The sequence below is a fragment of the Pseudomonas sp. NPDC007930 genome, assembly GCF_042958985.1.
Classification (GTDB): domain Bacteria; phylum Pseudomonadota; class Gammaproteobacteria; order Pseudomonadales; family Pseudomonadaceae; genus Aquipseudomonas.
Genome location: NZ_JBIBKC010000006.1, coordinates 336,199 through 359,263, shown reverse-complemented (window position 1 = coordinate 359,263; position 23,065 = coordinate 336,199). Strand labels below are relative to the sequence as shown.

At 67.6% G+C, this 23,065-nt stretch carries 21 protein-coding genes; 18 read left to right on the top strand and 3 right to left on the bottom strand.

Annotated elements, in window-relative coordinates:
- Nucleotides 1-295: 295 nt before the first annotated feature.
- The 3 genes from ACFZCE_RS15945 (at nt 296) to ACFZCE_RS15935 (ending at nt 1,935) form a co-directional block, all read left to right on the top strand.
- Complete coding sequence (locus ACFZCE_RS15945; protein WP_390940622.1) at nt 296-1,006, top strand: WYL domain-containing protein; 711 nt, start codon at nt 296-298, stop codon at nt 1,004-1,006.
- A 67-nt stretch (nt 1,007-1,073) separates the two neighbouring features.
- Nucleotides 1,074-1,442, top strand: coding sequence for a VOC family protein (locus tag ACFZCE_RS15940; RefSeq protein WP_390940620.1), 369 nt, complete (start codon nt 1,074-1,076; stop codon nt 1,440-1,442).
- A gap of 67 nt (nt 1,443-1,509) precedes the next feature.
- A complete protein-coding gene (locus ACFZCE_RS15935) occupies nt 1,510-1,935 on the top strand; it encodes a lysozyme inhibitor LprI family protein (RefSeq protein ID WP_390940618.1) in 426 nt (141 codons plus the stop codon).
- Between the two features lie 3 nt (nt 1,936-1,938).
- Here ACFZCE_RS15935 and ACFZCE_RS15930 read toward each other — a convergent pair whose 3' ends face one another.
- Complete coding sequence (locus ACFZCE_RS15930) at nt 1,939-2,979, bottom strand: hypothetical protein (protein WP_390940616.1); 1,041 nt, start codon at nt 2,977-2,979, stop codon at nt 1,939-1,941.
- A gap of 166 nt (nt 2,980-3,145) precedes the next feature.
- Between ACFZCE_RS15930 and ACFZCE_RS15925 the strand changes: the two genes are divergently transcribed.
- From ACFZCE_RS15925 to ACFZCE_RS15900, 6 genes are all read left to right on the top strand, one after another.
- A complete protein-coding gene (locus tag ACFZCE_RS15925; protein WP_390940614.1) occupies nt 3,146-4,849 on the top strand; it encodes a dihydroxyacetone kinase family protein in 1,704 nt (567 codons plus the stop codon).
- A gap of 364 nt (nt 4,850-5,213) precedes the next feature.
- Nucleotides 5,214-5,939: a gluconate 2-dehydrogenase subunit 3 family protein gene (locus tag ACFZCE_RS15920; protein ID WP_390940612.1), complete on the top strand. Its 726-nt coding sequence runs from the start codon at nt 5,214-5,216 to the stop codon at nt 5,937-5,939.
- 72 nt (nt 5,940-6,011) lie between these two features.
- On the top strand, nt 6,012-7,790 hold the full coding sequence (locus ACFZCE_RS15915) for a GMC oxidoreductase (RefSeq protein ID WP_390940610.1): 1,779 nt from the start codon (nt 6,012-6,014) through the stop codon (nt 7,788-7,790).
- Nucleotides 7,787-9,106 (top strand): c-type cytochrome, encoded by a 1,320-nt coding sequence (locus tag ACFZCE_RS15910; RefSeq protein WP_390940608.1) that lies wholly within the window; start codon nt 7,787-7,789, stop codon nt 9,104-9,106. The genes ACFZCE_RS15915 and ACFZCE_RS15910 overlap by 4 nt, the downstream gene beginning before the upstream one ends.
- Before the next feature lie 58 nt (nt 9,107-9,164).
- A complete protein-coding gene (locus ACFZCE_RS15905) occupies nt 9,165-10,451 on the top strand; it encodes a carbohydrate porin (protein ID WP_390940607.1) in 1,287 nt (428 codons plus the stop codon).
- A 75-nt stretch (nt 10,452-10,526) separates the two neighbouring features.
- A complete protein-coding gene (locus ACFZCE_RS15900) occupies nt 10,527-11,564 on the top strand; it encodes a substrate-binding domain-containing protein (protein WP_390940605.1) in 1,038 nt (345 codons plus the stop codon).
- Nucleotides 11,565-11,621: 57 nt separating this feature from the next.
- On the opposite strand, the gene ACFZCE_RS15895 is transcribed toward ACFZCE_RS15900, so the two are convergent.
- Complete coding sequence (locus ACFZCE_RS15895) at nt 11,622-12,542, bottom strand: alpha/beta hydrolase fold domain-containing protein (RefSeq protein ID WP_390940603.1); 921 nt, start codon at nt 12,540-12,542, stop codon at nt 11,622-11,624.
- A gap of 214 nt (nt 12,543-12,756) precedes the next feature.
- Between ACFZCE_RS15895 and ACFZCE_RS15890 the strand changes: the two genes are divergently transcribed.
- From ACFZCE_RS15890 to ACFZCE_RS15850, 9 genes are all read left to right on the top strand, one after another.
- Nucleotides 12,757-13,560, top strand: a complete 804-nt coding sequence (locus ACFZCE_RS15890) for a ribonuclease activity regulator RraA (RefSeq protein WP_390940601.1) — start codon at nt 12,757-12,759, stop codon at nt 13,558-13,560.
- A 3-nt stretch (nt 13,561-13,563) separates the two neighbouring features.
- Entirely contained in the window at nt 13,564-14,007 is a 444-nt protein-coding gene (locus tag ACFZCE_RS15885) for a nuclear transport factor 2 family protein (protein ID WP_390940599.1), read from the top strand.
- Between the two features lies 1 nt (nt 14,008).
- Nucleotides 14,009-15,403: an aldehyde dehydrogenase family protein gene (locus tag ACFZCE_RS15880; RefSeq protein ID WP_390940597.1), complete on the top strand. Its 1,395-nt coding sequence runs from the start codon at nt 14,009-14,011 to the stop codon at nt 15,401-15,403.
- Between the two features lie 13 nt (nt 15,404-15,416).
- Entirely contained in the window at nt 15,417-15,710 is a 294-nt protein-coding gene (locus ACFZCE_RS15875; protein WP_390940595.1) for a Dabb family protein, read from the top strand.
- Between the two features lie 54 nt (nt 15,711-15,764).
- Nucleotides 15,765-17,048 (top strand): MFS transporter, encoded by a 1,284-nt coding sequence (locus ACFZCE_RS15870; RefSeq protein WP_390940593.1) that lies wholly within the window; start codon nt 15,765-15,767, stop codon nt 17,046-17,048.
- Nucleotides 17,049-17,073: 25 nt separating this feature from the next.
- The gene (locus ACFZCE_RS15865; RefSeq protein WP_390940591.1) at nt 17,074-17,886 is read left to right on the top strand and encodes an NAD-dependent epimerase/dehydratase family protein; all 813 of its coding nucleotides are present in this window, start codon (nt 17,074-17,076) and stop codon (nt 17,884-17,886) included.
- Nucleotides 17,883-18,974 (top strand): enolase C-terminal domain-like protein, encoded by a 1,092-nt coding sequence (locus tag ACFZCE_RS15860; RefSeq protein ID WP_390940588.1) that lies wholly within the window; start codon nt 17,883-17,885, stop codon nt 18,972-18,974. Before ACFZCE_RS15865 ends, ACFZCE_RS15860 begins: the two co-directional genes overlap by 4 nt.
- Nucleotides 18,975-19,058: 84 nt before the next feature.
- A complete protein-coding gene (locus ACFZCE_RS15855; protein ID WP_390940586.1) occupies nt 19,059-19,946 on the top strand; it encodes an aldose 1-epimerase in 888 nt (295 codons plus the stop codon).
- A gap of 31 nt (nt 19,947-19,977) precedes the next feature.
- On the top strand, nt 19,978-21,231 hold the full coding sequence (locus ACFZCE_RS15850) for an OprD family outer membrane porin (protein WP_390940584.1): 1,254 nt from the start codon (nt 19,978-19,980) through the stop codon (nt 21,229-21,231).
- Between the two features lie 223 nt (nt 21,232-21,454).
- Here ACFZCE_RS15850 and ACFZCE_RS15845 read toward each other — a convergent pair whose 3' ends face one another.
- Nucleotides 21,455-23,059 (bottom strand): IclR family transcriptional regulator C-terminal domain-containing protein, encoded by a 1,605-nt coding sequence (locus tag ACFZCE_RS15845; RefSeq protein ID WP_390940582.1) that lies wholly within the window; start codon nt 23,057-23,059, stop codon nt 21,455-21,457.
- Between the last annotated feature and the right edge of the window lie 6 nt (nt 23,060-23,065).

Sequence of the window (23,065 nt, the reverse complement as noted above, 5' to 3'; positions counted from 1 at the left end):
GCCGGACCACGGCCTCCCACGGGTTCTGTGTTGCCCTGTAAATCAAGTACTTACACAAATCTGGTGGGAGGCCGTGGTCCGGCACTCCGGCTGTGCCGGGCGATGGGCCAGTCAGGCCATGCGCTAAGTAAAACCATTTGAAGAAATCAAAGCCTTACACCCTCAATTTAGCGCTGTGATTGCTTAAGTGAACAGCATTACGGCTGTGCCGGGCGATGAGCCCTTCAGCCAGGTGGCGAGGCGCGGTAAAACCCCCTAGCATTCGCCGTCCTTTTCACCCTTGGGGCCCCGCCAAATGTCACGCGCCGAACGCCTGCTGGAACTGCTGCAATGCCTGCGCCGCCACCGCTACCCGGTCAGCGGCCAGGCGCTGGCCACTGAGCTGGGCATCAGCGTGCGTTCGCTGTACCGCGACATCGCCAGCCTGCGCGCCCAGGGCGCGCGTATCGAGGGCGAGCCGGGCCTGGGCTATGTGCTGCAGCCGGGCTTCGAGCTGCCGCCGCTGATGTTCAACAGCGGCGAGCTGGAAGCGTTGCTGCTCGGCGCGCGCTGGGTCAGCCGCTCAACCGACCCGGCCCTGGCCAGCGACGCGCGCAACGCCCTCGCGCGTATCGCCGCGGTGCTGCCGCCGGCGCTGCGCCACGAGTTGGACAGCTGCACCCTGCTGATCGGCCCCAACAGCGGCCCCCGGCGCACCGGCACCCAGCACTTGCCGGCGCTGCGCCAAGCGATTCGCGAACAGCGCAAGGTGCGCATCCACTACCGCGACGAACAAGGCCAGGCCAGCGAACGGCTGCTCTGGCCGTTCGCCCTGGGCTATATGGAACAGGCACGCTTGCTGGTGGCCTGGTGCGAGCTGCGCGGCGCCAACCGGCATTTTCGCGTCGACCGTTTGCAGGCGGTGGAGGTGCAGGCCGCGCCCTACCCGACCCCGCGCCAGCAACTGCTCAAGCGCTGGCAAGCCGAACAAGGCATCGAGCTGGGCACGCCTGCTGACAAAAACTGACAGCCGCCCTTGGCATGCTGCGCTCGATCGCTGCCCACCCCGGCGCGGCGAACCCTGGAGCGAGCCCATGGCCCTGCCGAACCTGACCGTGTTTTACGTTGAAAACCCCAGCCAAAGCGCTGCGCTGTACCAGCAGATACTGCAAACCGAACCGCTGGAGGCCAGTTCCGGCTTCGTGCTGTTCGTGCTCGATAACGGCCACAAGCTCGGCCTCTGGGCCCGCGCCGCCGCCCGCCCGGCCGCGGCCGGCAGCGGCGGTAGCGAACTGGGCTTTACCCTGGCCGGCCGGGCGCAGGTGGATCAAGCCTACGCGCAGTGGCAAGGCTTCGGCGGCGGCCTGGTGATCGCCGAGCCGCCCCATGCGGTGGATTTTGGCTACACCTTTTGCGCGCTGGATGCCGACGGGCATTGCCTGCGGGTGTATTGCGCCGAGTAGGGTTGAACGTTTGCCACGGCCTGCTGGTAGGATCGGGGGCGAACCCTAGAACCAGGAGGCCATTATCTTGAAGCCTACGCTCAAACCCTTGCTCCAGGCCGCACTGTTGCTGGCCAGCGCCGGCGCCACCAGCCTGGCCCTGGCCGCCAACCCGCGCACCCCGGCCGACTACAGCGCGGCCTACGACACCTGCATGAACGCCACCAGCACCACCGGTGGCATGGTCGACTGCACCGCCAGCGAAACCCAGCGCCAGGACGCCCGGCTCAACGCCAACTACCAAAACGGCATGAAAGGCCTGGACCCGAAACAACGCACGGCCATGCGCAACGCGCAGCGCTTGTGGATACAGTTCCGCGACGCCGACTGCGCGCTGGAGCGCGGCCTGACCGGCGGCACCATCGACCGCATCAACGCGCAGGTGTGCCTGCTGCAGATGACCAAGACCCGCGCCGATGACCTGGCGGTGAGGTTTCAGCCGCAGGATCGTTAGGGCTCAGTACCCCTCCATGAACAGCACCGCCTCCAGTTGGCGGGCGCTGTAGGCCAACCCCGAGCGAGCGTTGAGCGCCTGCACAATGCTTGCGACCACCTGGTTGGCCTCCAACTGCGCCGGCCACGAAAGGTATGCGTTACGCCACGGGGTAGCGGTCGCCCGCGGCCGGCTACCACCGCGCCCGGCAATCACACCCAGGTGAGGATATTGCTGCTTGAAGCCGGCCAGTTCGGTTATGTCCAGCACCGCCTCGGCGATCCCCACCAACGCAGTGGCCACGCGCGAGTCGTAGATCACGAAATCGCCTGGATAGAACATCGCGTACAACTTCGTCCAGGCGCTATTCATCGCGGCGGGCTGCTGTGCATCGCGCTTCGCGGCACGTTGCAGGTTAGCCACGACCGCGCCAGCATCCTCGGTGGGCAGGCGTACTCCGCCCCATTGGCAGATCGCCGCGAACAAACCGAGCACCTCGTCAGCATGGCTGGCCAGGTTGGTGCTGAGCGCCCGCGCACGCGCGATGAACCCTTGCAGTACCTGCTCAGTGGCCACGAAGGTGGCCTCAGGCGAGGGCCAGAAGTAGCTGCCCAGGCGGGCATCCAGCCCTTGAGCCGGCTGGGCCGGGTACAACTGCCGGCGGCGACGGTCGTAGATCTGGAACGGCTCTTGTTCTAGGTAAGCGGCAAAGCGTGCTTCCCAGCCGCCTACACCTGGTTGGCCAGCGCTGGCAGGCGCCGCCGGTTGCGCCAGCAACTCCTGGGTTTCGTCCAGGCCGAGCAGTTCGTACACGCCCTCTGCCACCCGCCGGTAGCGGGCCACTTGGCCGTTGCGCGCCCAGTAACCGGTGTTTTCGCAGAGGTTGGCCAGTTGGCTGCTGATTGTGCTGGCGGCGAAAAAATCCAGGGCTACCCGGTAGCGCTCGTCGGCATCGGTGGGGGCCAGGTAAACCTTGCGGCCAGCGGTTTTAAGGTCGGCGGCACGGAACCGCAGCGTGAGCGCGCCGGCGTTGATTTCGAGGGCGATTGCGTCGTGCAGGGCCATGGGGCGTCCTAGTGTGGAGGGGAAAGGTGTTGCGCAGCGCAGCAGGCTACTGGGGCGCGCGGCGTTGCGCCAGCCTGGTTGCACGTACAGGTAAGCTTTTCAGGCAGGTTGGCCACGACCTTGTCTGGGCTATGCTGCCTACGCCTGCCTTGAACGAGACCTTTGCATGAAAAAACTCATCAACGACCCCGCCCAAGTGGTCGAGGACATGCTCGAGGGCCTGGCCCTGAGCGACGCCCGTATCACCCTGCTCGAGGGCGAGAACATCGCGGTGCGCAGCGACCTGCCGGCGGGCAGCGTCAGTTTGATTTCCGGTGGCGGCGCCGGCCACGAACCGGCCCACGCCGGCTACGTCGGCGCCGGCATGCTCAGCGCGGCGGTGGCCGGGCCGGTGTTCACGTCGCCCAGCGTGGATGCCGTGCTGGCGGCGATCATGAGCGTCGCCGGGCCGGCCGGGGTGTTGTTGATCGTCAAGAACTACACCGGTGACCGCCTCAACTTCGGCCTCGCCGCCGAGATCGCCCGCGCCGCGGGCGTGCAGGTGGAGATGCTGGTAGTGGGCGATGACGTCGCCCTCGACCAGCACGCCGGCGCGGTCGGCCGCCGCGGCATCGCCGGCACGGTGCTGGTGCACAAAATTGCCGGCGCCGCCGCCGAGGCCGGTTTGCCACTGGCCCAGGTGTTGGCCGCGGCGCAGCGCGCGGCCGATGGGTTGTTCAGCATGGGCCTGGGGCTGAGTGCCTGCACCGTGCCGGCGGCGGGCAAGCCGGGCTTCAGCCTGGAGGACGGCGAGGTGGAGTACGGCCTGGGCATCCATGGCGAAAGCGGTGTGCGCCGCGCGCCGCTGGGCACCGCGCGGGAAATGGTCGGGCAACTGGTGGAGCGGATCGCCAGCCAGGGCGAGCTGCGCGCCGGCGACCGCGTCGCGTTGTTGGTCAACAACCTGGGCGGTAGCGCCGCCCAGGACCTCGACATCGTCACCCGTGAGGCGCTGCTGGCGCTCTACGCCAAGGGCCTGAAGGTCGAGGCGGCCAGCACTGGCACCTTCCTCACCGCCCTGGAAATGGCCGGCTGCTCGCTGAGCGTGCTGAAGCTCGACGACGCCCTGCTCGAACACCTGCGCGCGCCCACCGCCGCGCCGGCCTGGAAGCCCATGGCTACCCCGGTAGCCGCCGTGCAACGGCGCCCCGCCACCCACCTCGGCAAGGTGGCGGCCGTCGAAGGCCGTAGCTGGAGCGCGGCCCACGCGGCGCGCTTCAAGGCGGCGCTGGAAGGGGCCGCGGCCAGCCTGATCGCCGCCGAGGCGACCCTGACCGAGCTGGATTCGGTGGTCGGCGACGGCGACCTCGGCATCAGCCTGGCGCGCGGCGCCAAAGCGCTGCAGCAGGAGATGGGCAGCCTGGCGCTGGACCGGCCGACCCTGGCCTTGCAGCAGGTTTCCGCGCTGCTGCGGCGGGTACTGGGCGGCACCTCCGGGCCGCTGCACGCGGTGTTCATGCTGCGCGCCGGGGTCACCCTGGCCGCGGCGAAATCCCCCTATAGCTTGCGCGCCTGGGCCAGCGCGTTCGAGGCCGGCTGTGACGGGGTGGCCGAGCTGGGCGGGGCCAAGCCGGGCGAGCGGACCCTGCTCGATGCGCTGTGGCCGGCGGCCAGAGCGCTGCGGGAGGTGCCGGGGGATACCGAACCGGCCGAGGCGGCGATGGTGATGATCGGCGCGGCGCTGGAGGGGGCCCAGGCGACGAAAGCAATGCGCCCGGTGAAGGGGCGCTCGGCGTATCTGGGCGACCGGGCCTTGGGGCATATGGACCCGGGGGCATTTGCAGTGGTGGTGTGGATCAAGGGGGTGATGGAAGGGTTAGCCGGGAAGTGATGCCGCGGGTTTGAGGGCCCCTCGCCCGGCACAGCCGGCCTCCCACGGGTTCTTTGTTGCACCGTAAATCAAGCACTTACACAAATCTGGTGGGAGGCCGTGGTCCGGCACTCCGGCTGTGCCGGGCGATGGGCCCTGCAGCGCCACACAACCGGCAAACTTGACGCAAACACGTCAAACATTTAATGGCGCGTTGATTTGTCGCACCCTAGACTCGCCGCACAACCGTTTGGCCTGCTTCCTGCCTGAACACCCCCTATCGCTGACCTTGCGCCCTCGCGCGGTATCCCTGCCGCCGCGAACAGGGGGGAGTGCGCCTGCGAAAAGGCCTGGCGGGCCCACCCTTCTGTGTATAGGAGCCTTCATGCAGCGCAGAGATTTTCTTTCGTCGGCATTGGCGCTGGCGGCGGCGTCGTCACTCCCCGCCGCCCACGGCGCCACCGTCAGTGGCGGCCAGCCGTGGGCGCCGGGCACTGCCAGCCTGCCGGCGCTGCCCAAGGTGCGCCAGGGCGGCCTGGCGTTCTTCAGCCAGCACGAATTCGACACCGCCGGCGCCATCGCCGACCGTTTCATCCCGGCCGACAGCCTGAGCATCGGTGGCCAAGAGGCCGGTTGCGCCACCTTCATCGACCGCCAACTGGCCGGTGACTACGGCCAGGGCGCCACCCTCTACCGCCTCGGCCGCTTCGTCAAAGGCACCCTGGAGCAAGGCACCCAGTCTGCCCTGACCCCCGCCGAGCGCTGGCGCAAAGGCCTGGTAGAACTCGACCAGTACACCCAGGCCAGGTTCGGCAAAGCCTTCACGCAGCTCAGCGGCGACCAACAAGACGCCACCCTCAAGGCCTTCGAGGCCAACACGGTGAAGGTCAGCGCGGCCTTTGACGACGGCGCCAAGGAAATTTTCGAGCAATGGCTGGCCAACGTGCGCGAAGGGTTTCTCGCCGACCCGCTCTACGGCGGCAACCGGGGCATGGCCAGTTGGAAGATGCTCGGCTTCCCCGGGGCGCGCTATGACTTTCGCGACGTGATCGCCAAGAAGGGCCAGAAGCTCGAGATCATCCCCACCAGCCTGATCGACAACACGCTCTGACCCTAACGACAGGCAGCCCAGACGCTGCCGGCACGCCTTCCGTGATTTCGCTGTTTGAATGAGGTAACCCCCATGGCCAATGTACGCCCCAAAGCCGACGCGGTAATCGTCGGTCTCGGCTGGTGCGGCTCGCTGATTGCCGAAGAACTGACCCGCGCCGGGCTCAACGTGGTCGCCATCGAGCGCGGCCCCTGGTTCGAAACCGCCACTGACTTCCCGCCCTCGGTCGACACCGACGAACTGCGCTGGGACACCCGCCGCGCTATGCTGCTGCCGCCGGCGATCGAAACCACCACCTTCCGCAACCACCGCGGGCAAACCGCCCTGCCCACCCGCGACTGGAGCATGAACGAGCTCGGCTATAACGTGGGCGGCAGCGGCACCCACTGGGCCGGCATGGCCTGGCGCTTCCTGCCGTTCGACTTCGAGCCGTACAGCTACACGGTCAAGCGCTACGGCAAGGAGCAGATCCTCGACGGCCTGATCGTGCAGGACTGGGGCGTGACCTACGCTGACCTCGAACCCTTTTACGAGCGCTTCGAGCGCATCGCCGGGGTGTCGGGCAAGGCCGGCGTGCTCAAGGGCGAAAAGGTCGAGGGCGGCAACCCCTTCGAAGGCAGCCGCCAGAGCGAATTCCCGCTGCCGCCGCTGGCCACCACGCGGCTCACCGACCTGTTCAGCGAGGGCAGCAAAAAGCTCGGCCTGAGCCCGTTCATGGTCCCCGCCGGCCAGGCCACCCAGGCCTACACCAACCCACTGGGCGTGCGCATGGGGCCGTGCACCTACTGTGGCTACTGCCTGTACTACGGCTGCGGCAACTTCTCGAAATCCAGCCCGAACGCCTGCGTGGTGCCGGCGCTGATGCAGCGCAGCAACTTTACGGTGGTCACCGAGGCCGCCGTGCTCAAGGCCAACCTCGCCGAAGACGGCAAGACCGCCACCGGCGTGACCTACCTCGACCGCAACGAACAGGCATGGGAGCAGCCGGCCGACATCGTGATCTTCTCGGCCTTCCAGATGCAGAACGTGCGCCTGCTGCTGCTCTCGAAAATTGGCAAACCGTACAACCCGGAAACCCGCCAGGGCGTGGTCGGCCGGGCGTACAGCTTCCAGACCGTGTCTGGGGCGAACCTGTTCTTCGAAGACGAATACCTCAACCCGTTCATCGGCGCCGGCGCGTTGTCGGCGCAGGTCGATGACTACAACGGCGACAACTTCGACCACAAGGGCCTGGGGTTCATCGGTGGCGCGGGCATCCTGGTGGTGGCCCGCGGTTCGCGGCCGATCGGCAACGCCGACGCGCTGCCGGCCGGCACCCCGCGCTGGGGCAGCGAGTGGAAAAAGGCCTACACCCATGCCTTCCAGAACGGCACGTTCATCTTCAACCAGGGCACCAGTTTCTCCCACGACGAGTGCTACCTCGACCTCGACCCGGAGTACAAGGACGCCCACGGCGACCCGCTGATCCGGGTGACCTTCGACTACAACGAGAACGACCGGCGCATGGCCCGTTTCACTGAAGACAAAGCCGTGGAAATCGGCCAGGCGATGGGCGCGACGATCGTCGAAGGCTTTGACGCCGCGGCGGTGAACTACGGCCCCTATAAACCCTCGAGCGACCACACCATCGGCGGCGCGGTGATGGGCACCGACCCGGCCACCAGCGTGCTCAACCGCTACCAGCAAAGTTGGGACGTGCACAACGTGTTCGTGTTGGGGGCGTCATCCTTCCCCAACAACGCCGGCTACAACCCCACCTCGACCATCGGCGCGCTGAGCCTGTGGACGGCCAAGGCGATCATCGAGCAGTACCTGGCCAAACGCGGCCCTCTGGTGGAGGTGCCGGCATGAAATCGCGCCTGACCTTGATCGCCGTGGCCGCCGCGCTGTGTGCCGCCGCGGGCGTGGCCTACAGCGTCGATAGCCTGACCCCGCCCGGCCAGCAGGGCGGCAACGCCGCCGGTGTCAAAGCCCCTGCCACCGCGGCAGCCCCGGCCGCAGAGCGCGGCCGTTACGTGGCCATCGCCGGCGATTGCGCCGCCTGCCACACGGACCCACACGGCGGCCAACCCTTTGCCGGCGGCTATGCCCTGCAAACGCCGTTCGGCAAGCTGCTGGCCAGCAACATCACCATGGACAAAGCCACCGGCATCGGTGAATGGACCGAGGCGCAGTTCACCCGCGCGGTACGCGAGGGCAAGGGCCGGCATGGCGAGAACCTCTACCCGGCGATGCCTTACAACGCCTACGTGAAGGTCTCCGACCAAGACATGCACGACCTCTGGGCGTACATGCAAACCGTCGCGCCGGTGCGGCACAAGGTGGTCAGCAACCAGCTGCCGTTCCCGTTCAACATCCGCCTGATGATGTTCGGCTGGAACCTGATGTTCTTCGACAACCGCCCCTTCACGCCGCTGGCCGGCGCCTCCGCCGAGGCCAACCGCGGCGCCTACCTGGTGCAGGGCCTGGGCCACTGCGCCTCGTGCCACACCGCCAAGAACTTCCTGGGTGGGGATTCCAGTGCCTACCTCGAAGGCGGCGAGCTGGACGGCTGGCACGCACCGAACATCACCGCCGACAGCTACCAGGGCATCGGCGGCTGGAGCACCGAGCAGTTGGTGCGCTACCTGAAAACCGGCAGCAACCACGTGGCGGTGGCCTCCGGGCCAATGGCCGAGGCTGTGACCAACTCGACCCAGCACATGACCGAGGCCGACCTGCGCGCCATCGCGGCGTACCTGCAAACCCTGCCGGGCAACCCGGCCGCCAAGCCGGCGCCACTGCCTGCTAGCGACCCGCGGATGCAACAAGGCGCCAATGTGTACTCGGCCAACTGCGCCGCCTGCCACAACAGTGACGGCAAGGGCATCAACGAGCTGGCCTCGAGCCTGGCCGGCAACCCTGGCATTCAGGCGCACAACCCGCAGAGCCTGGTCACCACGGTGCTCGAAGGCGGCCGTGGCGCGGTGACCCTGGCCAACCCCACCAGCGGCGCCATGCCCAGCTTTGCCTGGAAGCTCTCCGACGGGCAGATTGCCGCCGCGCTGACCTATGCGCGCAACAGCTGGGGCAACGCCGCCCCGGCGGTGAGCGCCGAGCAAGTGGCCGAAGCCCGCAAAGCCCGCCAACTGCCGGCGCAACTGAGCGAAGACGGCAGCCAGCGTTAAACCTCGCGCCGCGGTGGGCCCATGCCGCCGCGGCGCTTTTTCCAAGGAACACACCTTCATGCTACGGATTTCTTCCTGCCTGGCCGCCTGCGTGGCCGCGGCGGCCGGCGCCGCCCACGGCGCCGAGGCGCTCTCGGCCCACTCGCCATGGATGAGCGGCGACTGGGGCGGCAGCCGCAGCGCCTGGCTGGCCCAGGGCATCGACCTCAAGCTCGGCTACACCGGCGAAACCTCAACCCTGTTGCGTGGCGGCTACCACAGCCATGACCGCGCCACCCGCTACGCCGATCAGTTCAACCTGGGCGCCGACCTTGACCTGCAAAAGCTGCTGGGCTGGAACGATGCGGCCTTCAGCATCGGCCTGACCAACCGCAACGGCGCGCACAACCTCAACGAGAAAATCAGCGCGCCTGGGGCCAGCGGCATGGGTTCGACCCAGGAGATCCAGGGCCGCGGCAGCGTGACCCGGCTCAGCGAGCTGTGGTTGAGCAAGGGTTGGTTCGGCGATGCGATCAACCTCAAGGCCGGGCGCTTCGCCGTCAGCGATGACTTCGCCATCGAAGACTGCCTGTTCCAAGGCCTGGCCTTTTGCGGCTCGCAGCCGGGCAACTACGTGAACAATATCTACAACGGGCCGATCAGCCAGTGGGCGGCGCGCCTGCGCTATCGCCTGGCACCGGCGCTGTACGCGCAGGTGGGCGCGTTCAACGTCAACCCGTCGAACCTCAACAACGACAACGGCCTGAAGCTGTACAGCCATGGCACCACCGGCACCCTGGTGCCGGTCGAGCTGGTGTGGGCGCCGGCGCTCAACGGCCTGCCGGGGGAATACCGCCTCGGCTATTACCACAGCACCGCGCAAGCGCCCGAGGTGGGCGATGCCGGCAGCGAGCACGACCGCCACGGCGGCTGGGTGGTGGCCAAGCAACAGTTGACCACGGCCGGCGGCAACCGCGCCCGCGGGCTCACGCTGATCGCCAGCGCCACCTTCCAGGACAGCGCCACCACCGCCATCGACCGCTACCAGAAGCTCAGCCTGGTCTATAAAGGCCCGTTCGCCACGCGCCCGGCCGACACCCTGGGCCTGGGCATCGCCCGCATTCACGGCAGCGACCGCTTGCTGGCCGCCGCGCGGGCCAACAACCGCGCCGGCGACCTGCTAGAAGGCGACGCTGGCTACCTGCCCGAGCAACACAGTGAATACGCCGCCGAGCTGAACTACGGCCTCCAGGCCACCGGCTGGCTGAACCTGATGCCTAACCTGCAGTACGTCAAGCGCCCGGATGGCGTGCGCGGCGTGCAGAATGCGCTGGTGCTAGGCCTGCAGGTACAAACCCAGTTCTGACGACAAACGGGCAGCCATCCGCTGGCGCACGCGGTAAGCTGCCCACCGCCGCCCCCTCTCATGCCCCTATCGAACATGCCCCACGCCCTCAAACGCCATGGTTTGCTGCAAGTCGCCGAACTGGCCGGCGTCAGCCTGAGCACCGTCGACCGCGTGCTCAACGAACGCGGCAGTGTTTCCGATGCCAAGCGCCGCAAGGTGTTGGCGGTGGCCCGCGCGTTGGGCGTGCGCCCAGGGCTGCCGTCGCCCATGAGCGGGCCGCTGCGCATCGATGTGCTGCTGGTCGACAGCGCCACCGACCACTTCAAGCGCCTGCAACTGGCACTGGAGCGAGAAGCCCAGCGGCTGCACCCTGGGCTGCTGACCCTGCGCTGCCAGCGCTGGCCGGAAAACGACCCGCAGTTACTGCTCAAGGCCCTGCGCAAGCCGCGCGGCAGCCGCCAAGGGCTGATGCTGGTCGCCCCCGACACCCCCGCGGTGCGCGAGGCCTTGGCGGCGGTGGTGGCCGGTGGCACGCCGACGGTGCTGCTGACCAGCAACCTGAGCGACCTGCCCGGCGCGGTGTATGTTGGCATCGACAACCATGCGGCCGGGCGCTGCGCCGGCGGGCTGCTGAGCCAGAGCACCCACGGCCGCCCAGGCGCGGCGCTGCTGGTGGTCAATTCGCTGCTGTACGATGCGCACCGGCAGCGCGCCAAGGGCTTTATGGAAGTGATGGCGGCCAAGGCCCCGGGCACCCGAATACTCGGCCCGTTGGAGTGCTTCGATAACGACGGCCTGGCCGAGATCGCGGTACAGGCCGCGCTGCAGAACACCGAGCTGGTGGGCATCTACGACACCGGCAGCAGCTCGGCCGGCATCGCCGCCGCGCTGCGCCGCGGCGGCGCGCGGCCAACCTGGGTGGGCCATGAAGCCAACGCCCAGCACGCGGCCTTGCTGCGTGACGGCGCGCTCTCGGTGGTGCTCGACCAAGACCCTGAAGGCCAGGTACAGGCCGGCATCGAGTGGCTGCTGCATCGCCACGGGGTGCTGGAGGTGCCGCCGCTGACCCAGCTTGCGTTGCGTATCGTGATTGAAGAGAACCTGCCGAGCGCAGCGCTGGCGAGCGGGTAGCCGCGCGCGGCGCCGGCACACTCTCGCCTGTTGAGACTGCCGCCGGCCGTGCCCCCTTTACAACGCCCGCGCCAGGCCTTGGGCGAGCTCATCATAAAAACGCTCCACTTCGGCCACGCCGCTGGCGCGCAGGCTGGCATGCACCAGGCCCTTGCCGATATGCAACCACGCTGCCCCACCGGCCGCTTGCAGCGCCGCGACATAGGCGCGGCCGTGGTCGTACAGTGGGTCATATTCCGCGACACCGACCCACGCCGGGGCCAGCCCGCTGAAGCCCGGCGATTCCAGTGGCAGCGCGCGCGGGTCGGCTTTGGCCACGGGGCCGGGCACGTAGCCCTCCAGTGAGGCCAGCAGGCCAGCGGTGGTGAGCATCGGTGCCTGCGCATGCTCCGCCATCGACGGGAACCCCGTGCGGGCGCTGAGCACAGGGTAGGCCAGCGCCTGCAGGGTGGGCTGCGGCTTACCCTGCTGGCGCAGCCAGACACAGAGGCCAGCGGCGAGCGCGCCACCGGCACTGTCTCCCGCCACCGCCAGCCGTTGGCTATCGACCCCTGCCACGTGGCCCGCGCGCATCGAGGCCCAGACCGCCCAGGCATCTTCCAGCGGGGCGGGAAACGGGTGTTCTGGCGCCAGGCGGTAGTCCACCGCGATGATCGCCACCGCTACCCGGCGCATCACGGCAAAGGCGAACCAGTCATGGGTGGTGTGGCTGCCCATGTTCCAGCCGCCACCGTGCAGGTACAACAGCGCCGGCCAGCCCTTGGTCGGTACCGCCCCCGCGGGCCGATACAGCCGTACCTGGCGGCCGGCGAGCTGAACATCCGAGATCGCCACGCCTGGCGGCGGCGCCGGGGTGAAATGCCGGCATGCGCACGCAAAGGCCTGCCGGCGTGCGAGCAGGCTGCTGTCAGTGGGCGCAAAGCGTGCGCTATCGGCGATATAGGCCTGCAAGGCAGGGCAAAGCGAATAGGCAGGCATGGTTGGGCTCCGGCTGGCAAAGCCTTAGCCTAACCGCCCCAGGCGGCGCGCCAAGGGGCTGAACAGCGGCGGCCACCGGTGGATTCTCGCTCTGTGAGACAACCACCCTGGTTGGCGGCACGCGGCGTTTTGCCACAGGCCGCTTTGCCCCTAGAGTCCCTCCACGCCGAGCTCACACCGAGCTGCCCGATACCCCAGCGCCTGGAGAACAACAATGGCCATCCACCAATACGCTGACAGCTACGACAACAGCGCCAACCGCCACGTCGAGGTGAGCGACGCCACCCTCGAGAAGCTCTCGCGCTGCTCCAGCGGCTCGCTCACCACCCAACTGTTCAAACGCGGCTATCGCCAGCCGGCCTTCGTCGGCCTCAAGGCCATGAGCCGCAGCGCCAAGCCGTTCGCCGGGCGCGCCTTCACCATGCGCTTCATTCCCGCCCGCGAAGACATCGACACCTACGGCACCATGACCACCAAGCCCAATGGCGACAACCTGCAATGGCAGGGCGTGGAGCAGATCCAGCGCGGCGACGTGCTGGTGATCGACAGCCGTAACGACCCCGCCGCCGCCTCGGCCGGCAACATCCTGGTGACCCGCCTGCTGGCCCGTGGCGCGGCGGCCATCGTCACCGACGGCGCGCTGCGCGACGGCAGCGAAATCGCCGAGTTGCCGCTGCCGGCCTACGCCCGTGAGATCACCGCCACCACCCGCATCAGCTACCACCACGTGGCCGACCTGCAGGTGCCGATCGGCTGCGCCGGCATTGCGGTGTACCCAGGCGATGTGATCGTCGGCGACGCCGACGGCCTGACCCTGGTGCCCGCGCACCTGGCCGCGGAACTGGCCGAGGTGTGCCTGGAGCAGGACGACATCGAACACTACCTGGCCATGCGCATCGCCGCGGGCGAACCGCTGTGGGGCGTGTACCCGCCCAGCCCGGAAGCGGTCGCGGCGTACAAGGACTGGGTCGCCTCTGGCCGCGCGAACATCCCATCGATCATCGGCAAGGGGGCTTGAACCATGGCTGAGCATAAGCACGCGCAAACCATCCGCCGCTACTTCAAAGCCTGCAACGACGCCGACTACGATGCGCTGGTGAGCTGCTTCACCACCGACGCGGTGCATTACTTCCCCGACGGCCTGCCGGAAATCCCCTGGCGCACAGCAGACACCATCGCCCGCAAATGGCAATGGTGCGTGGCCAACCTCGGCTCGCAGTGGACCATCGAGAAAATCCTCGTCAGCCATGACAGCGACGAAGCGGTGATCGAATGGACCCACTGGAAGAGCAAGCTCGGCACCGCCCTGCGCGGGGACGAGTGGTACATCTTCGACCGCGAGACCGGGCTGATCAAGGAGATCCGCGCCTACTACGCCTCGCCGGCCAAGCAGGACGTGAGCATCAACGAGCTGGTGGCGTTCGACTACCAAGGCCGTGGCTACCACCTGGAACCGGAGGCTTGAGATGAGCGAACACGCACCGATCGACCAGGCCGTGGCGCAGGCCGCCGAAGCCGCACCGCTGTGGGCCCAGGCCAGCATCGAGGTTCGCGCCACGCTGCTGCGCGGCCTGGCCAGTGCCCTGGAGGCCAACAAGGAGGCGCTGATCCCGCTGGCCGATGAAGAAACCCACCTGGGCGCGGTACGCCTCGGTGGAGAGATTGCCCGTACCGCCTACCAACTGCGCGGGTTCGCCGAACACCTGGAACAGGGTGCCGCCCATACCGTGGTGATCGCCGAAGCCATTGCCGGCACGCCACCGGCCGGCCGCCCACCACTGGCCCGCGTGCTGCGCCCCCTGGGCCCGGTGGCGATGTTCTCGGCGAGCAACTTCCCCTTCGCCTTCTCGGTGCTCGGCGGCGATACCGCCTCGGCGCTGGCGGCCGGCTGCCCGGTGGTGGTCAAAGCCCACTCCGGCCACCCGCGGTTGTCCCGGGCCGTGTTCGCCATCGCCGCGGGCGTGCTCGCCGCACAAGGGCTGCCTGAAGGCCTGCTGACACTGGTCGACAAGGCCAGCCGTGGCGCCGGTGGCTACCTGGTGCAGCACCCCCAGATTGCCGCGGTGGCCTTCACCGGTTCCTACCAAGGCGGTACCGCGCTGTGGAAGCTGGCCAACGAGCGCCCACGGCCGATTCCGTTCTTCGGTGAGCTGGGCTCGATCAACCCACTGATCGCCCTGCCCCAGGCACTGGAGCGCGACAGCGCAGCACTGGCACACACCCTGGCCAGCTCCATGACCCTCGGCTGTGGCCAGTTCTGCACCAGCCCGGGCGTGATCGTGTTGCTCGAGGGCAGCGCCAGCGACGGCTTCATCGGCCAACTGCGCGACGCCTTGGCGCCGATCCAACCGCACCCGATGCTGACCGCAGGCATGCGTGACGGCTTCGAGCAGGCCAGCGCCACGGTCGCGGCCAATGCCGCCACACTGCTGGCCAGTGCAGGTAACGCGGCCGCACCTGGCCCGCGGTTGTACGAAGCCAGCGCCGCTGCGTTCATCGCCAAGCCGGCACTGCGCGAAGAGATGTTCGGCCCGGCCGCCTTGATCGTGAAAGCCAAAGGCCTGGGCGAGATCGAGCAGGTACTGGGGGCTATCGGCGGCACCCTGACCACCACGCTTTGGGGCGCCAACGACGACACCCCGGCCAACCGCGCCCTGGTGCGCGCCGCTGAAAACATCAGCGGCCGGGTGTTGTTCGCCGGCGTGCCCACCGGTGTGGCAGTGTGCGCCGCGCAGCAACACGGCGGCCCCTGGCCGAGCTCCACCGCGCCACAAACAACCTCGGTCGGTTACGCGGCGCTCGAGCGCTTCCTGCGCCCGGTCGCCCTGCAAGACGCCCCCGCGTGGGCCCTGCAGCCCTAAGGAGAAACCTCGGATGATGCGCCATATCGTGATGTTCCGCCGCCTGGCCGATGTGCCGGCCAACCCGGAACGGGAGCAACGCCTGGTGCAGGGGATGCACGACCTCCAAGGGCAGATCGACTTTATCCGCGGCTGGCGGGTTGCCGCCAACGAGCTGCAACGGCCGATTTGCTGGGACTACATCCTCGAAGCGGAATTCGACGATGCTACCGCGGTTGAACGCTACCTGCCCCACCCCGCGCACCAGGCGCTGGTGAAGGACCTCAAGCAGTACTTCGAGTGGGTGGCGGTGGACTACACCGCCTGACACCGTTCGGCCCACAACAACAGGCGCGCCCCCAAGAGGGCGCGTGGAGGCATCATGAAGAATAAAAAACCGGTCCGCTGGGCCATCCTGGCCATGCTGTTCACGGCCATGGTCATCAACTACGTGGACCGCGCCGCATTGTCCATCGCCATGCCGTTCATTACCCAGGACTACCACCTCACGCCCTCGGAAAAGGGGCTGATTTTCTCCAGCTTCTTCTTCGGTTACGCACTGTTCTGCTTTGTCGGTGGCTACCTCTCCGACCGCTTCGGGCCCAAGCGCGTGCTCACCGCCTCGATGAGCTTCTGGTCGGTGCTGTGTGGCTGCACCGCGCTGGCGTTCAACTTCTGGTCGTTGCTGATCGTGCGGGCGCTGTTCGGGGTGGGCGAAGGCCCAGTCAGCAGCACCGCGAACAAGGCCATCAACAGCTGGTTCCCGATCACCGAGCGCGCCCGCGCCGTGGGTATCGCCCAGGCCGGTGGGCCACTGGGTGGTGCCCTGGCCGGGCCGATCGTGGGCTTTCTGGCGTTGTGGCTGGGCTGGCGAGTAGCGTTTGTGGTGATCGCGGTGATGGGCCTGGTATGGGCGATTGCCTGGTTCCGCGTAGGTGCCTCTACACCCCGTGAACACCCGGCGGTACAACCCGAGGAACTGGCCGCCATCGACGCCGGCCGCGAGCAACCGGTGCTGGCCACCGACGCGGCACCGCGCACGCCGGTACTGCAGATCATCCTGCAACGCTCAGTGCTGGTGACGGGTATTTCACTGTTTTGCTACAACTACATCCTGTACTTCTTCATGACCTGGTTCCCCAGCTACCTGATCGACGCCAAGGGCATCGACCTGAAGGCCATGAGCATCGTCACTGCCCTGCCGTGGCTGGTCGGCACCGTGGGCTTCGTCGCCGGCGGCGTGCTGATCGATTGGGTGTTCAAACGCACCGGGCGCCGGCTGTTTTCGCGCAAGGTGGTGCTGGTCAGTTGCCTGTTGATCGCCGCCGCCTGCATCGGCATCACCGGCCAGCTCGACAGCGTCACCGCGGTAGTGGCGGTGATGACCGCGGCCATCGGCTTCCTGATGCTCTCGGCGCCGGCCTACTGGTCGTTGATCCAGGACGCCGTGCCAGACCACCAGGTCGGCACCGCGGGCGGTTTCATGCACGGCCTGGCCAACCTCTCGGGCATCATCGCCCCCACCCTGACCGGCGTGATCATCCAGAGCACCGGCACCTTCGCCAGTGGCTTTGCCCTGGCCGGGGTGCTGGGCATCATCGGCGCATTGATCGTCGCGCTGTTCGTGGGCCCGCGTAAGGCCAACGCTGCGTTGGCGACCGCCTGATCCGAACCTCCAAGAGCCTAGTACCATGAATACATTGCTGATCACCGGCGCCGCCGGCATCGTCGGGACCGCCCTGCGGCCCTACCTGCGCCAGCACTATCGCCTGCGCCTGCTCGACCGCCGCCCGGTCGAGGGCCTGGCCGAGGGTGAAACCGCCCTGGTGGGCGACCTCACCGATGCGGCCTTCGTCGAGCAGGCCGTGCACGGCTGCCAGGCGGTGCTGCACTTGGCCTGCGCCCACGGCACCGAGATTGCCTTCACGGCCACGCTAGAGCCCAACTACCATGCGACCCTGTACCTGCTCGAAGCCGCCCAGCGCCACGGCGTGCAGCGCTTCGTGTTCACCAGCAGCCACCATGTGCTCGGCCAGTACCGCACCGACGCCGCGCCGGTGTTCGATGATATGCCACCCGCCCCAGACAGCTACTACGCCCTGAGCAAAGTATTCGGCGAAGCCGCCTGCGCGGCTTGGTCGCTGCGCTACAACCTGGGCACCTGGGTGATCCGCATCGGCAACGCCGACGCCCAGGTCAGCGATGCCCGCCGCCTGCGCCTGTGGACCAGCGCCCGCGACCTGGCGCAGTTGGTGCGCATCGGCCTGGAACACCCCGAGGTGAAGCACGAGGTCGTCTACGGCGTTTCCGATTGCCCGCGGGCGCTATTCAGCAATGCCCGCGCTCGCGCACTGGGCTATCGCCCGCAAGACAACGCCGCCGAGCATCTGGCCCCCGGCTTCCTGAGCTACGAGGCCATGGCGGCGGAAACGTCCGGCCGCGACTACATCGGCGGCGCTTACGCGGGCGCACCACTGGCCCCCTTGCTGGAGCCCAAGGCATGAAGATCAGCAAACTGGACACCTTCATCGTCGAGATCCCCTTCAGCGATGGCGGCAAAGGCCAGGGCATCACGCCCACCACCTGGCACACCCTGGAAAACGTGCTGGTGCGCCTGGAGGATGAACAAGGCAACGTGGGCTGGGGTGAAGGCTTCGGGTACTTCGTGGCCGACGCCACCAAAGCGTTGATCGACCGCCTGATCACCCCACTGTTGGTGGGCCAGGTGGTTGAGGACATCCCGGCCTGGAACCTGCAAACCCAACTGCGCTTGCACCTGTTTGGGCGCTACGGGGTGACGATGTTCGGCATTTCCGGGGTCGATATGGCGCTGTGGGACCTCAAGGCCCGCCGCGCGGGCGTGCCGTTGCACCGGCTGCTCGGCAGCGCCAGCCGCAGCCAGGTGCCGGCCTATGCCAGCCTGGTGCGCTATGGCGATGATGCCGAGGCGCCGGCCATCTGTGAGCACGCCCTGGCGCAAGGCTTCGAGACGATCAAGCTGCACGAAGTCACGCTGAAGGAAGTGGCTGCCTGCCGCCGCGCGGTCGGCCGCGCCACGCCCCTGGCGACCGACCTGAACTGCGCCTGGAGCGTGGCGCAAACCCGTGAGCGCCTGCCCGAACTGGCCGAACTGGGCCTGGCCTGGCTAGAGGAACCGATCTTCCCGCCCGAGGATTACGCGGCGCTGGCGAGCCTGCGTGGCCACGGCGTGCCGCTGTCGGCCGGCGAGAACTGGTGCACCTCGCAGCAGTTCGGCCACGCCCTGAGCCTGGGCGCGGTGGACTCGATCCAACCCAGCGTGACCAAAGTCGGCGGCATCAGCGAGTGCCTGCGCATCGCCGAACTGGCGGCCCAGCACCACACGGTGGTGCTGCCGCACTGCCCATACTTCGGCCCTGGCCTGCTGGCGACCCTGCACCTGGCGGCGGTGCAGCCGGCAGTGCCGATGGTCGAGTACCTCTACGTACAACCCGAAGGCTGGTTATACGACGTGCCCGCGCTTTTGCAGGGCGGTGCGCTGGGCGTGCCCGGCGGTACCGGCCTGGGGCTCGAACTGAACATGCACGTGTTCGAGCGCTTCCGCCGCGCCTGACCCCCACTCTGTTGCTTTCACCGATCCGGCACGCCTCGCGCGTGCCGGCAGGGGGCGTGCGCGCCCGCGGAACCTGGAGCCGCCATGACGATGTTGAAACTGCACAACGAAACCTGGGCCCTTGCCCTGCTGCCGCACTGGGGCGGGCGGGTCGCCTCGCTGCGGGTGGGCGCGCTGGACATCTTCACCCCCGTGCCCAGCGGCGACTTCGACCCGCTTAACTGGCCTCGCGGTGGCGCCTATCCCCTGCTGCCCTACTCCAACCGCCTGCGCGGCGCACGGCTGGCGCACGCGGGGCAGCTGCATGCGCTACCGGTACACCCGGCCGCGGCGCCCCATACGCTGCACGGGGTCAGCCATACCTTGGCCTGGGACGTACTCGAACACAGCGCTGAGCAGGTACTGATCGGCTGCGCCTACCACGGCGAACACTGGCCGTGGCCGGTGCGCTTCGAGCAGCGCTACGTGCTTGCGGGAAACACCCTGAGGCTGAGCCTGGCCTTGACCAATCTGGGTACTACGCCAATGCCCGCAGGCCTGGGCCTGCACCCTTACTTCCAGCGCCATCCAGGTATGGCCGCGCGGTTTTTTGTGGAGAAGGACTGGGACATCGACGAGGACTACCTGCCCACCGGCAGCACCCACACCCTCGATGAGGCCGTGGTGGTGCCCGCTGCTATCGAGCATGAGCTGGCCCTGTACGGGTCCGGCTGGGACGGCAGGTTATTGCTGAGCTACCCCGGCGGGGCGCTGCACGTGGTCGCCAGCCAACCCCTCACCCACTTCGTCGCCTTCGCCCCGGTGGGCGCGCCGTACCTGTGCCTGGAGCCCGTGTCGCACCTGGCCGACGCCTTCAACACCGCTGTGCAGGATTGGCCCGCCCAAGGCACCCAGATCGTCGAGCCCGGAGAAACCCTGGGCGCGCACTTGAGCTTCACCTGGGTACCGCAAAGCGCTGAAACACCGAAATAACGCCACATCACCCGTAAGGACAACAATAACAATGAAACTCCAAAAAACGCTGCCTCTCCTGAGCCTGGGCTTTGCTCCCGTGGCGGCCCACGCAGACTTCATCGATGGCAGCCACGCGGGTTTGACCCTGCGCAACTTCTATTACAACCACGACCTGCGCGACACCAAAGCACCTGCCCAATCGAAAATCGAGGAATGGGCGCAAGGGTTCATCTTCAAGGCGCAATCTGGCTACACCGATACCCCCATCGGGGTGGGCGTGGACGTGTACGCGGGCATGGGCCTGAAGCTGGATTCCTCGCCTTCGCGCAGCGGCAGCGAGCTGCTGCCCGGCTTCACCCATCGCTTGGGGTCTGGCCGTGACAGTGATCCGCGCAGCGCGGACCAGTGGTCCGAAGGGACCGCGGCGCTGAAGTTCAAGTACTCGAAAACCGAGCTGAAGGCCGGTGGGTTGTTCCCGAAGAACCCGTTGGTCTACGCCGGTGACTCGCGGCTACTGCCGCAAACCTTTGAAGGCATGATGCTCGACAGCCAGGAGATCGAGCACTTCACCTTCAGCCTCGGGCAGATGCGCCAGACCAGCTACCGCGCGGCTTCGCACAGTGGCGACATGCAGGTGGGCAACTACCTGAAGGTCGACAGCGACCGCTTCAACTATCTGGGTGGCACCTGGGCGCCGGTACCGAGTTTCTCCTTGGGGCTATGGGGCGGCACCCTGGAAGGCGTGTACACCCAGAAGTTGCTGACCACGACGAAGTGGATAGACCTGGCCGGCTGGCGCTTCTCCGGTACCTTGAACTACACCGACTCCGGGCAGCAAGGCGCGGCCATGGCGGGCAAGCTCGACAGCCGCCTGGCGTCCACCCTCGCCAGTGCCACCTACGGCATGCAGAAATTCACCCTGGGCTACCAGTACAACGCCGGCACCAGCGCCCAGCCTTACCTGCAGGAAACCGACCTGCCAGCGGTGGGCAACGCGATCCAGGTACTGCATTTCGACCGCGCGCAGGAGCGCTCCTGGCAGGCCCGCTACGACCTTGATTTCGCCGGCGTGGGGGTGCCGGGCCTAACGGCGTTTGCCCGTTACGTGCAGGGTGGCAACTTCCAGTACGCCGGCCAGGACGGCAAGGAATGGGAGCGCAATATCGACGTCAGCTACGTGATCCAGAGTGGCCCTTTGCGCGGCGCCAGCGTGCGTTGGCGCAATGTCGAGCTGCAGGGCAATGCCACCGGCCGGCGTGACGAGAACCGGCTGATCGTTGCCTACACCCTGGCGCTGAAGTGACCGCCGGGGCAGGCTGTGCCGTGGTGCTGGGTAAATCGGGGGTTAAAAGCTCTGGTGTTTTTTGGTGGTTTTACCGAGCGCATGACCTGACTGGCCCTTCGCCCGGCACAGCCGGCCTCCCACCATACCTCTGTAAGTACTTGATTTACTAGGCAACACAGAACCCGTGGGAGGCCGGCTGTGCCGGGCGAAGGGCCCTTGAGCCCTCCGCACCCGGCGCGGTTCAGAACGGCCCATGGATGACCGCCGCCGGCGCGCCCTGGCTGGGCGTGGGGGTGCTCATCACCGTGCCGGACCAAGGCGCGGTCTTCAGCGCCTCGCGGCTCACGGCCTGGCGCGCCGAGGTGATGAACAGCGTGGTGGCGTCACTGCCGCCGAAACACAGGTCGGTCGGCGAAGCGACCGGCACGCCGAGCATACGCTCGAGGCTGCCCTCGCGATCGAACTTGACGATGCTCCAGCCACCGGACAACGCCGTCCAGACACTCCCTTCGCGGTCGACCGCCAGGCCACTGAGCTCGCCAGAGCCTTTGGGCAAGGTGGCGAAGCGCTGGACCTGGCCGTTCTGGCGCAAGCGGAACAGCGTCCCGGAGCCCGCCGCCAAGGCAAACAGTTGTGCGCCGCCAGGCTCCCAGCACAGGGCGCTGATGGCCTCGTTGAACTGCCAATGGGCAGCCAGGGTGCCGTCACGGTGCACCTGGCCGACCTTCCACTGCCCACTGCCCATGCGCAACGCCGCCCACAGGTGCCCGGCGGCGTCGGCGCACAGGCAGGCAGGGGTACCAAAACCCCACTGGCCGCGGCTACGCACCTGCCCTTGAGCAACGAACAGGTATTCGTCTTCCAGCGCCAGCAGCACCCCGTCGGGGGTCAACTCCAGGCCCAAGATCGGCTTCTCGGTGCGGATCACCCGCTCGGTCCCGCGGGCGCCATGCCGGTACAGCGCAGGCCCTAGCCGGTCAGCCCAGTACAAGCAGCGTTCGGTGGCGCTCCAGCGCGGGAAGCCGCCCATGAAGGCCCAGGTATCGCTCAGGGGCCGGAGTTCATCCTTGCGCGCCGGCGGCTGGCGCACGCTCAATTGGCTGCCGACCCGTTGCGCCGATGCCACCACCTCTGGCCCGAGCAAGTCGAGCCGCTCGCGGGTCAGCCGGTAAGCCGGCCCGGCGATGCTCAGGGCGCCGCGCACGTGCCCCGCCCCATCGATGATCGGCGCCGCCACGCAGCGAATGCCCAGGCGAATCTCTTCATCGTCGATGCCATAGCCGCGTACCCGGGTCACCTGCAACTCGCTGAGCAAGCGCTCGCGGTCGGTGATGGTGAACGGGGTGAGCGGCTCGAGCACCATTCGGCGCAGCAGCTCGCGGCGTTCGGCCTCGGCCATCACACTGAGGATCGCCTTGCCTTGGCCGGTGCAGTACAGCGGCTTGTTCTGGCCCATCGACGCCGCCGAGCGGTGGCTATGGCCACCGTCGCAGCGCTCCAGCGACAGCACCTGGTCGCCGTCGCGGATGGCCAGGTAGGTGGTTTCGCCAGTGAGGTCACGCAGCGCGCGCAACTCGAAGCTGGCGGCGGCGACCAGGTCTGGTTCGAGCCAGGCGTTGCGGACCAACTCAAGATAGCGAAAGCCAAGCCGGTAGCATTTGCGCGCGGTGTCACGGCGCACCATTCGCCGCTCGACCAATATTCCGAGCAAGCGGTAAAGCGTGGCCCTGGGCAGGTTGAGCTGCGCGGCCAGTTGCTGGCTGTCTACGCCTTCGGGCGCCGTGCCAATGGCTTCGAGCACGTCGATGGCTTTTTCCAGTACAGCGATGCCTTTTTGTTTTTCCATCACGGG

Excerpts from the sequence above, each read along its gene's own strand:
- ACFZCE_RS15860 (WP_390940588.1), top strand. The coding sequence starts at position 17,883 with ATGAAGATCAGCAAACTGGACACCTTCATCGTCGAGATCCCCTTCAGC.
- ACFZCE_RS15920 (WP_390940612.1), top strand. The coding sequence starts at position 5,214 with ATGCAGCGCAGAGATTTTCTTTCGTCGGCATTGGCGCTGGCGGCGGCG.
- ACFZCE_RS15890 (WP_390940601.1), top strand. The coding sequence starts at position 12,757 with ATGGCCATCCACCAATACGCTGACAGCTACGACAACAGCGCCAACCGC.
- ACFZCE_RS15895 (WP_390940603.1), bottom strand. The coding sequence starts at position 12,542 with ATGCCTGCCTATTCGCTTTGCCCTGCCTTGCAGGCCTATATCGCCGAT.
- ACFZCE_RS15885 (WP_390940599.1), top strand. The coding sequence starts at position 13,564 with ATGGCTGAGCATAAGCACGCGCAAACCATCCGCCGCTACTTCAAAGCC.
- ACFZCE_RS15925 (WP_390940614.1), top strand. The coding sequence starts at position 3,146 with ATGAAAAAACTCATCAACGACCCCGCCCAAGTGGTCGAGGACATGCTC.
- ACFZCE_RS15875 (WP_390940595.1), top strand. The coding sequence starts at position 15,417 with ATGATGCGCCATATCGTGATGTTCCGCCGCCTGGCCGATGTGCCGGCC.
- ACFZCE_RS15915 (WP_390940610.1), top strand. The coding sequence starts at position 6,012 with ATGGCCAATGTACGCCCCAAAGCCGACGCGGTAATCGTCGGTCTCGGC.
- ACFZCE_RS15880 (WP_390940597.1), top strand. The coding sequence starts at position 14,009 with ATGAGCGAACACGCACCGATCGACCAGGCCGTGGCGCAGGCCGCCGAA.
- ACFZCE_RS15905 (WP_390940607.1), top strand. The coding sequence starts at position 9,165 with ATGCTACGGATTTCTTCCTGCCTGGCCGCCTGCGTGGCCGCGGCGGCC.
- ACFZCE_RS15855 (WP_390940586.1), top strand. The coding sequence starts at position 19,059 with ATGACGATGTTGAAACTGCACAACGAAACCTGGGCCCTTGCCCTGCTG.
- ACFZCE_RS15865 (WP_390940591.1), top strand. The coding sequence starts at position 17,074 with ATGAATACATTGCTGATCACCGGCGCCGCCGGCATCGTCGGGACCGCC.
- ACFZCE_RS15930 (WP_390940616.1), bottom strand. The coding sequence starts at position 2,979 with ATGGCCCTGCACGACGCAATCGCCCTCGAAATCAACGCCGGCGCGCTC.
- ACFZCE_RS15870 (WP_390940593.1), top strand. The coding sequence starts at position 15,765 with ATGAAGAATAAAAAACCGGTCCGCTGGGCCATCCTGGCCATGCTGTTC.
- ACFZCE_RS15945 (WP_390940622.1), top strand. The coding sequence starts at position 296 with ATGTCACGCGCCGAACGCCTGCTGGAACTGCTGCAATGCCTGCGCCGC.
- ACFZCE_RS15900 (WP_390940605.1), top strand. The coding sequence starts at position 10,527 with ATGCCCCACGCCCTCAAACGCCATGGTTTGCTGCAAGTCGCCGAACTG.
- ACFZCE_RS15910 (WP_390940608.1), top strand. The coding sequence starts at position 7,787 with ATGAAATCGCGCCTGACCTTGATCGCCGTGGCCGCCGCGCTGTGTGCC.
- ACFZCE_RS15850 (WP_390940584.1), top strand. The coding sequence starts at position 19,978 with ATGAAACTCCAAAAAACGCTGCCTCTCCTGAGCCTGGGCTTTGCTCCC.
- ACFZCE_RS15940 (WP_390940620.1), top strand. The coding sequence starts at position 1,074 with ATGGCCCTGCCGAACCTGACCGTGTTTTACGTTGAAAACCCCAGCCAA.
- ACFZCE_RS15845 (WP_390940582.1), bottom strand. The coding sequence starts at position 23,059 with ATGGAAAAACAAAAAGGCATCGCTGTACTGGAAAAAGCCATCGACGTG.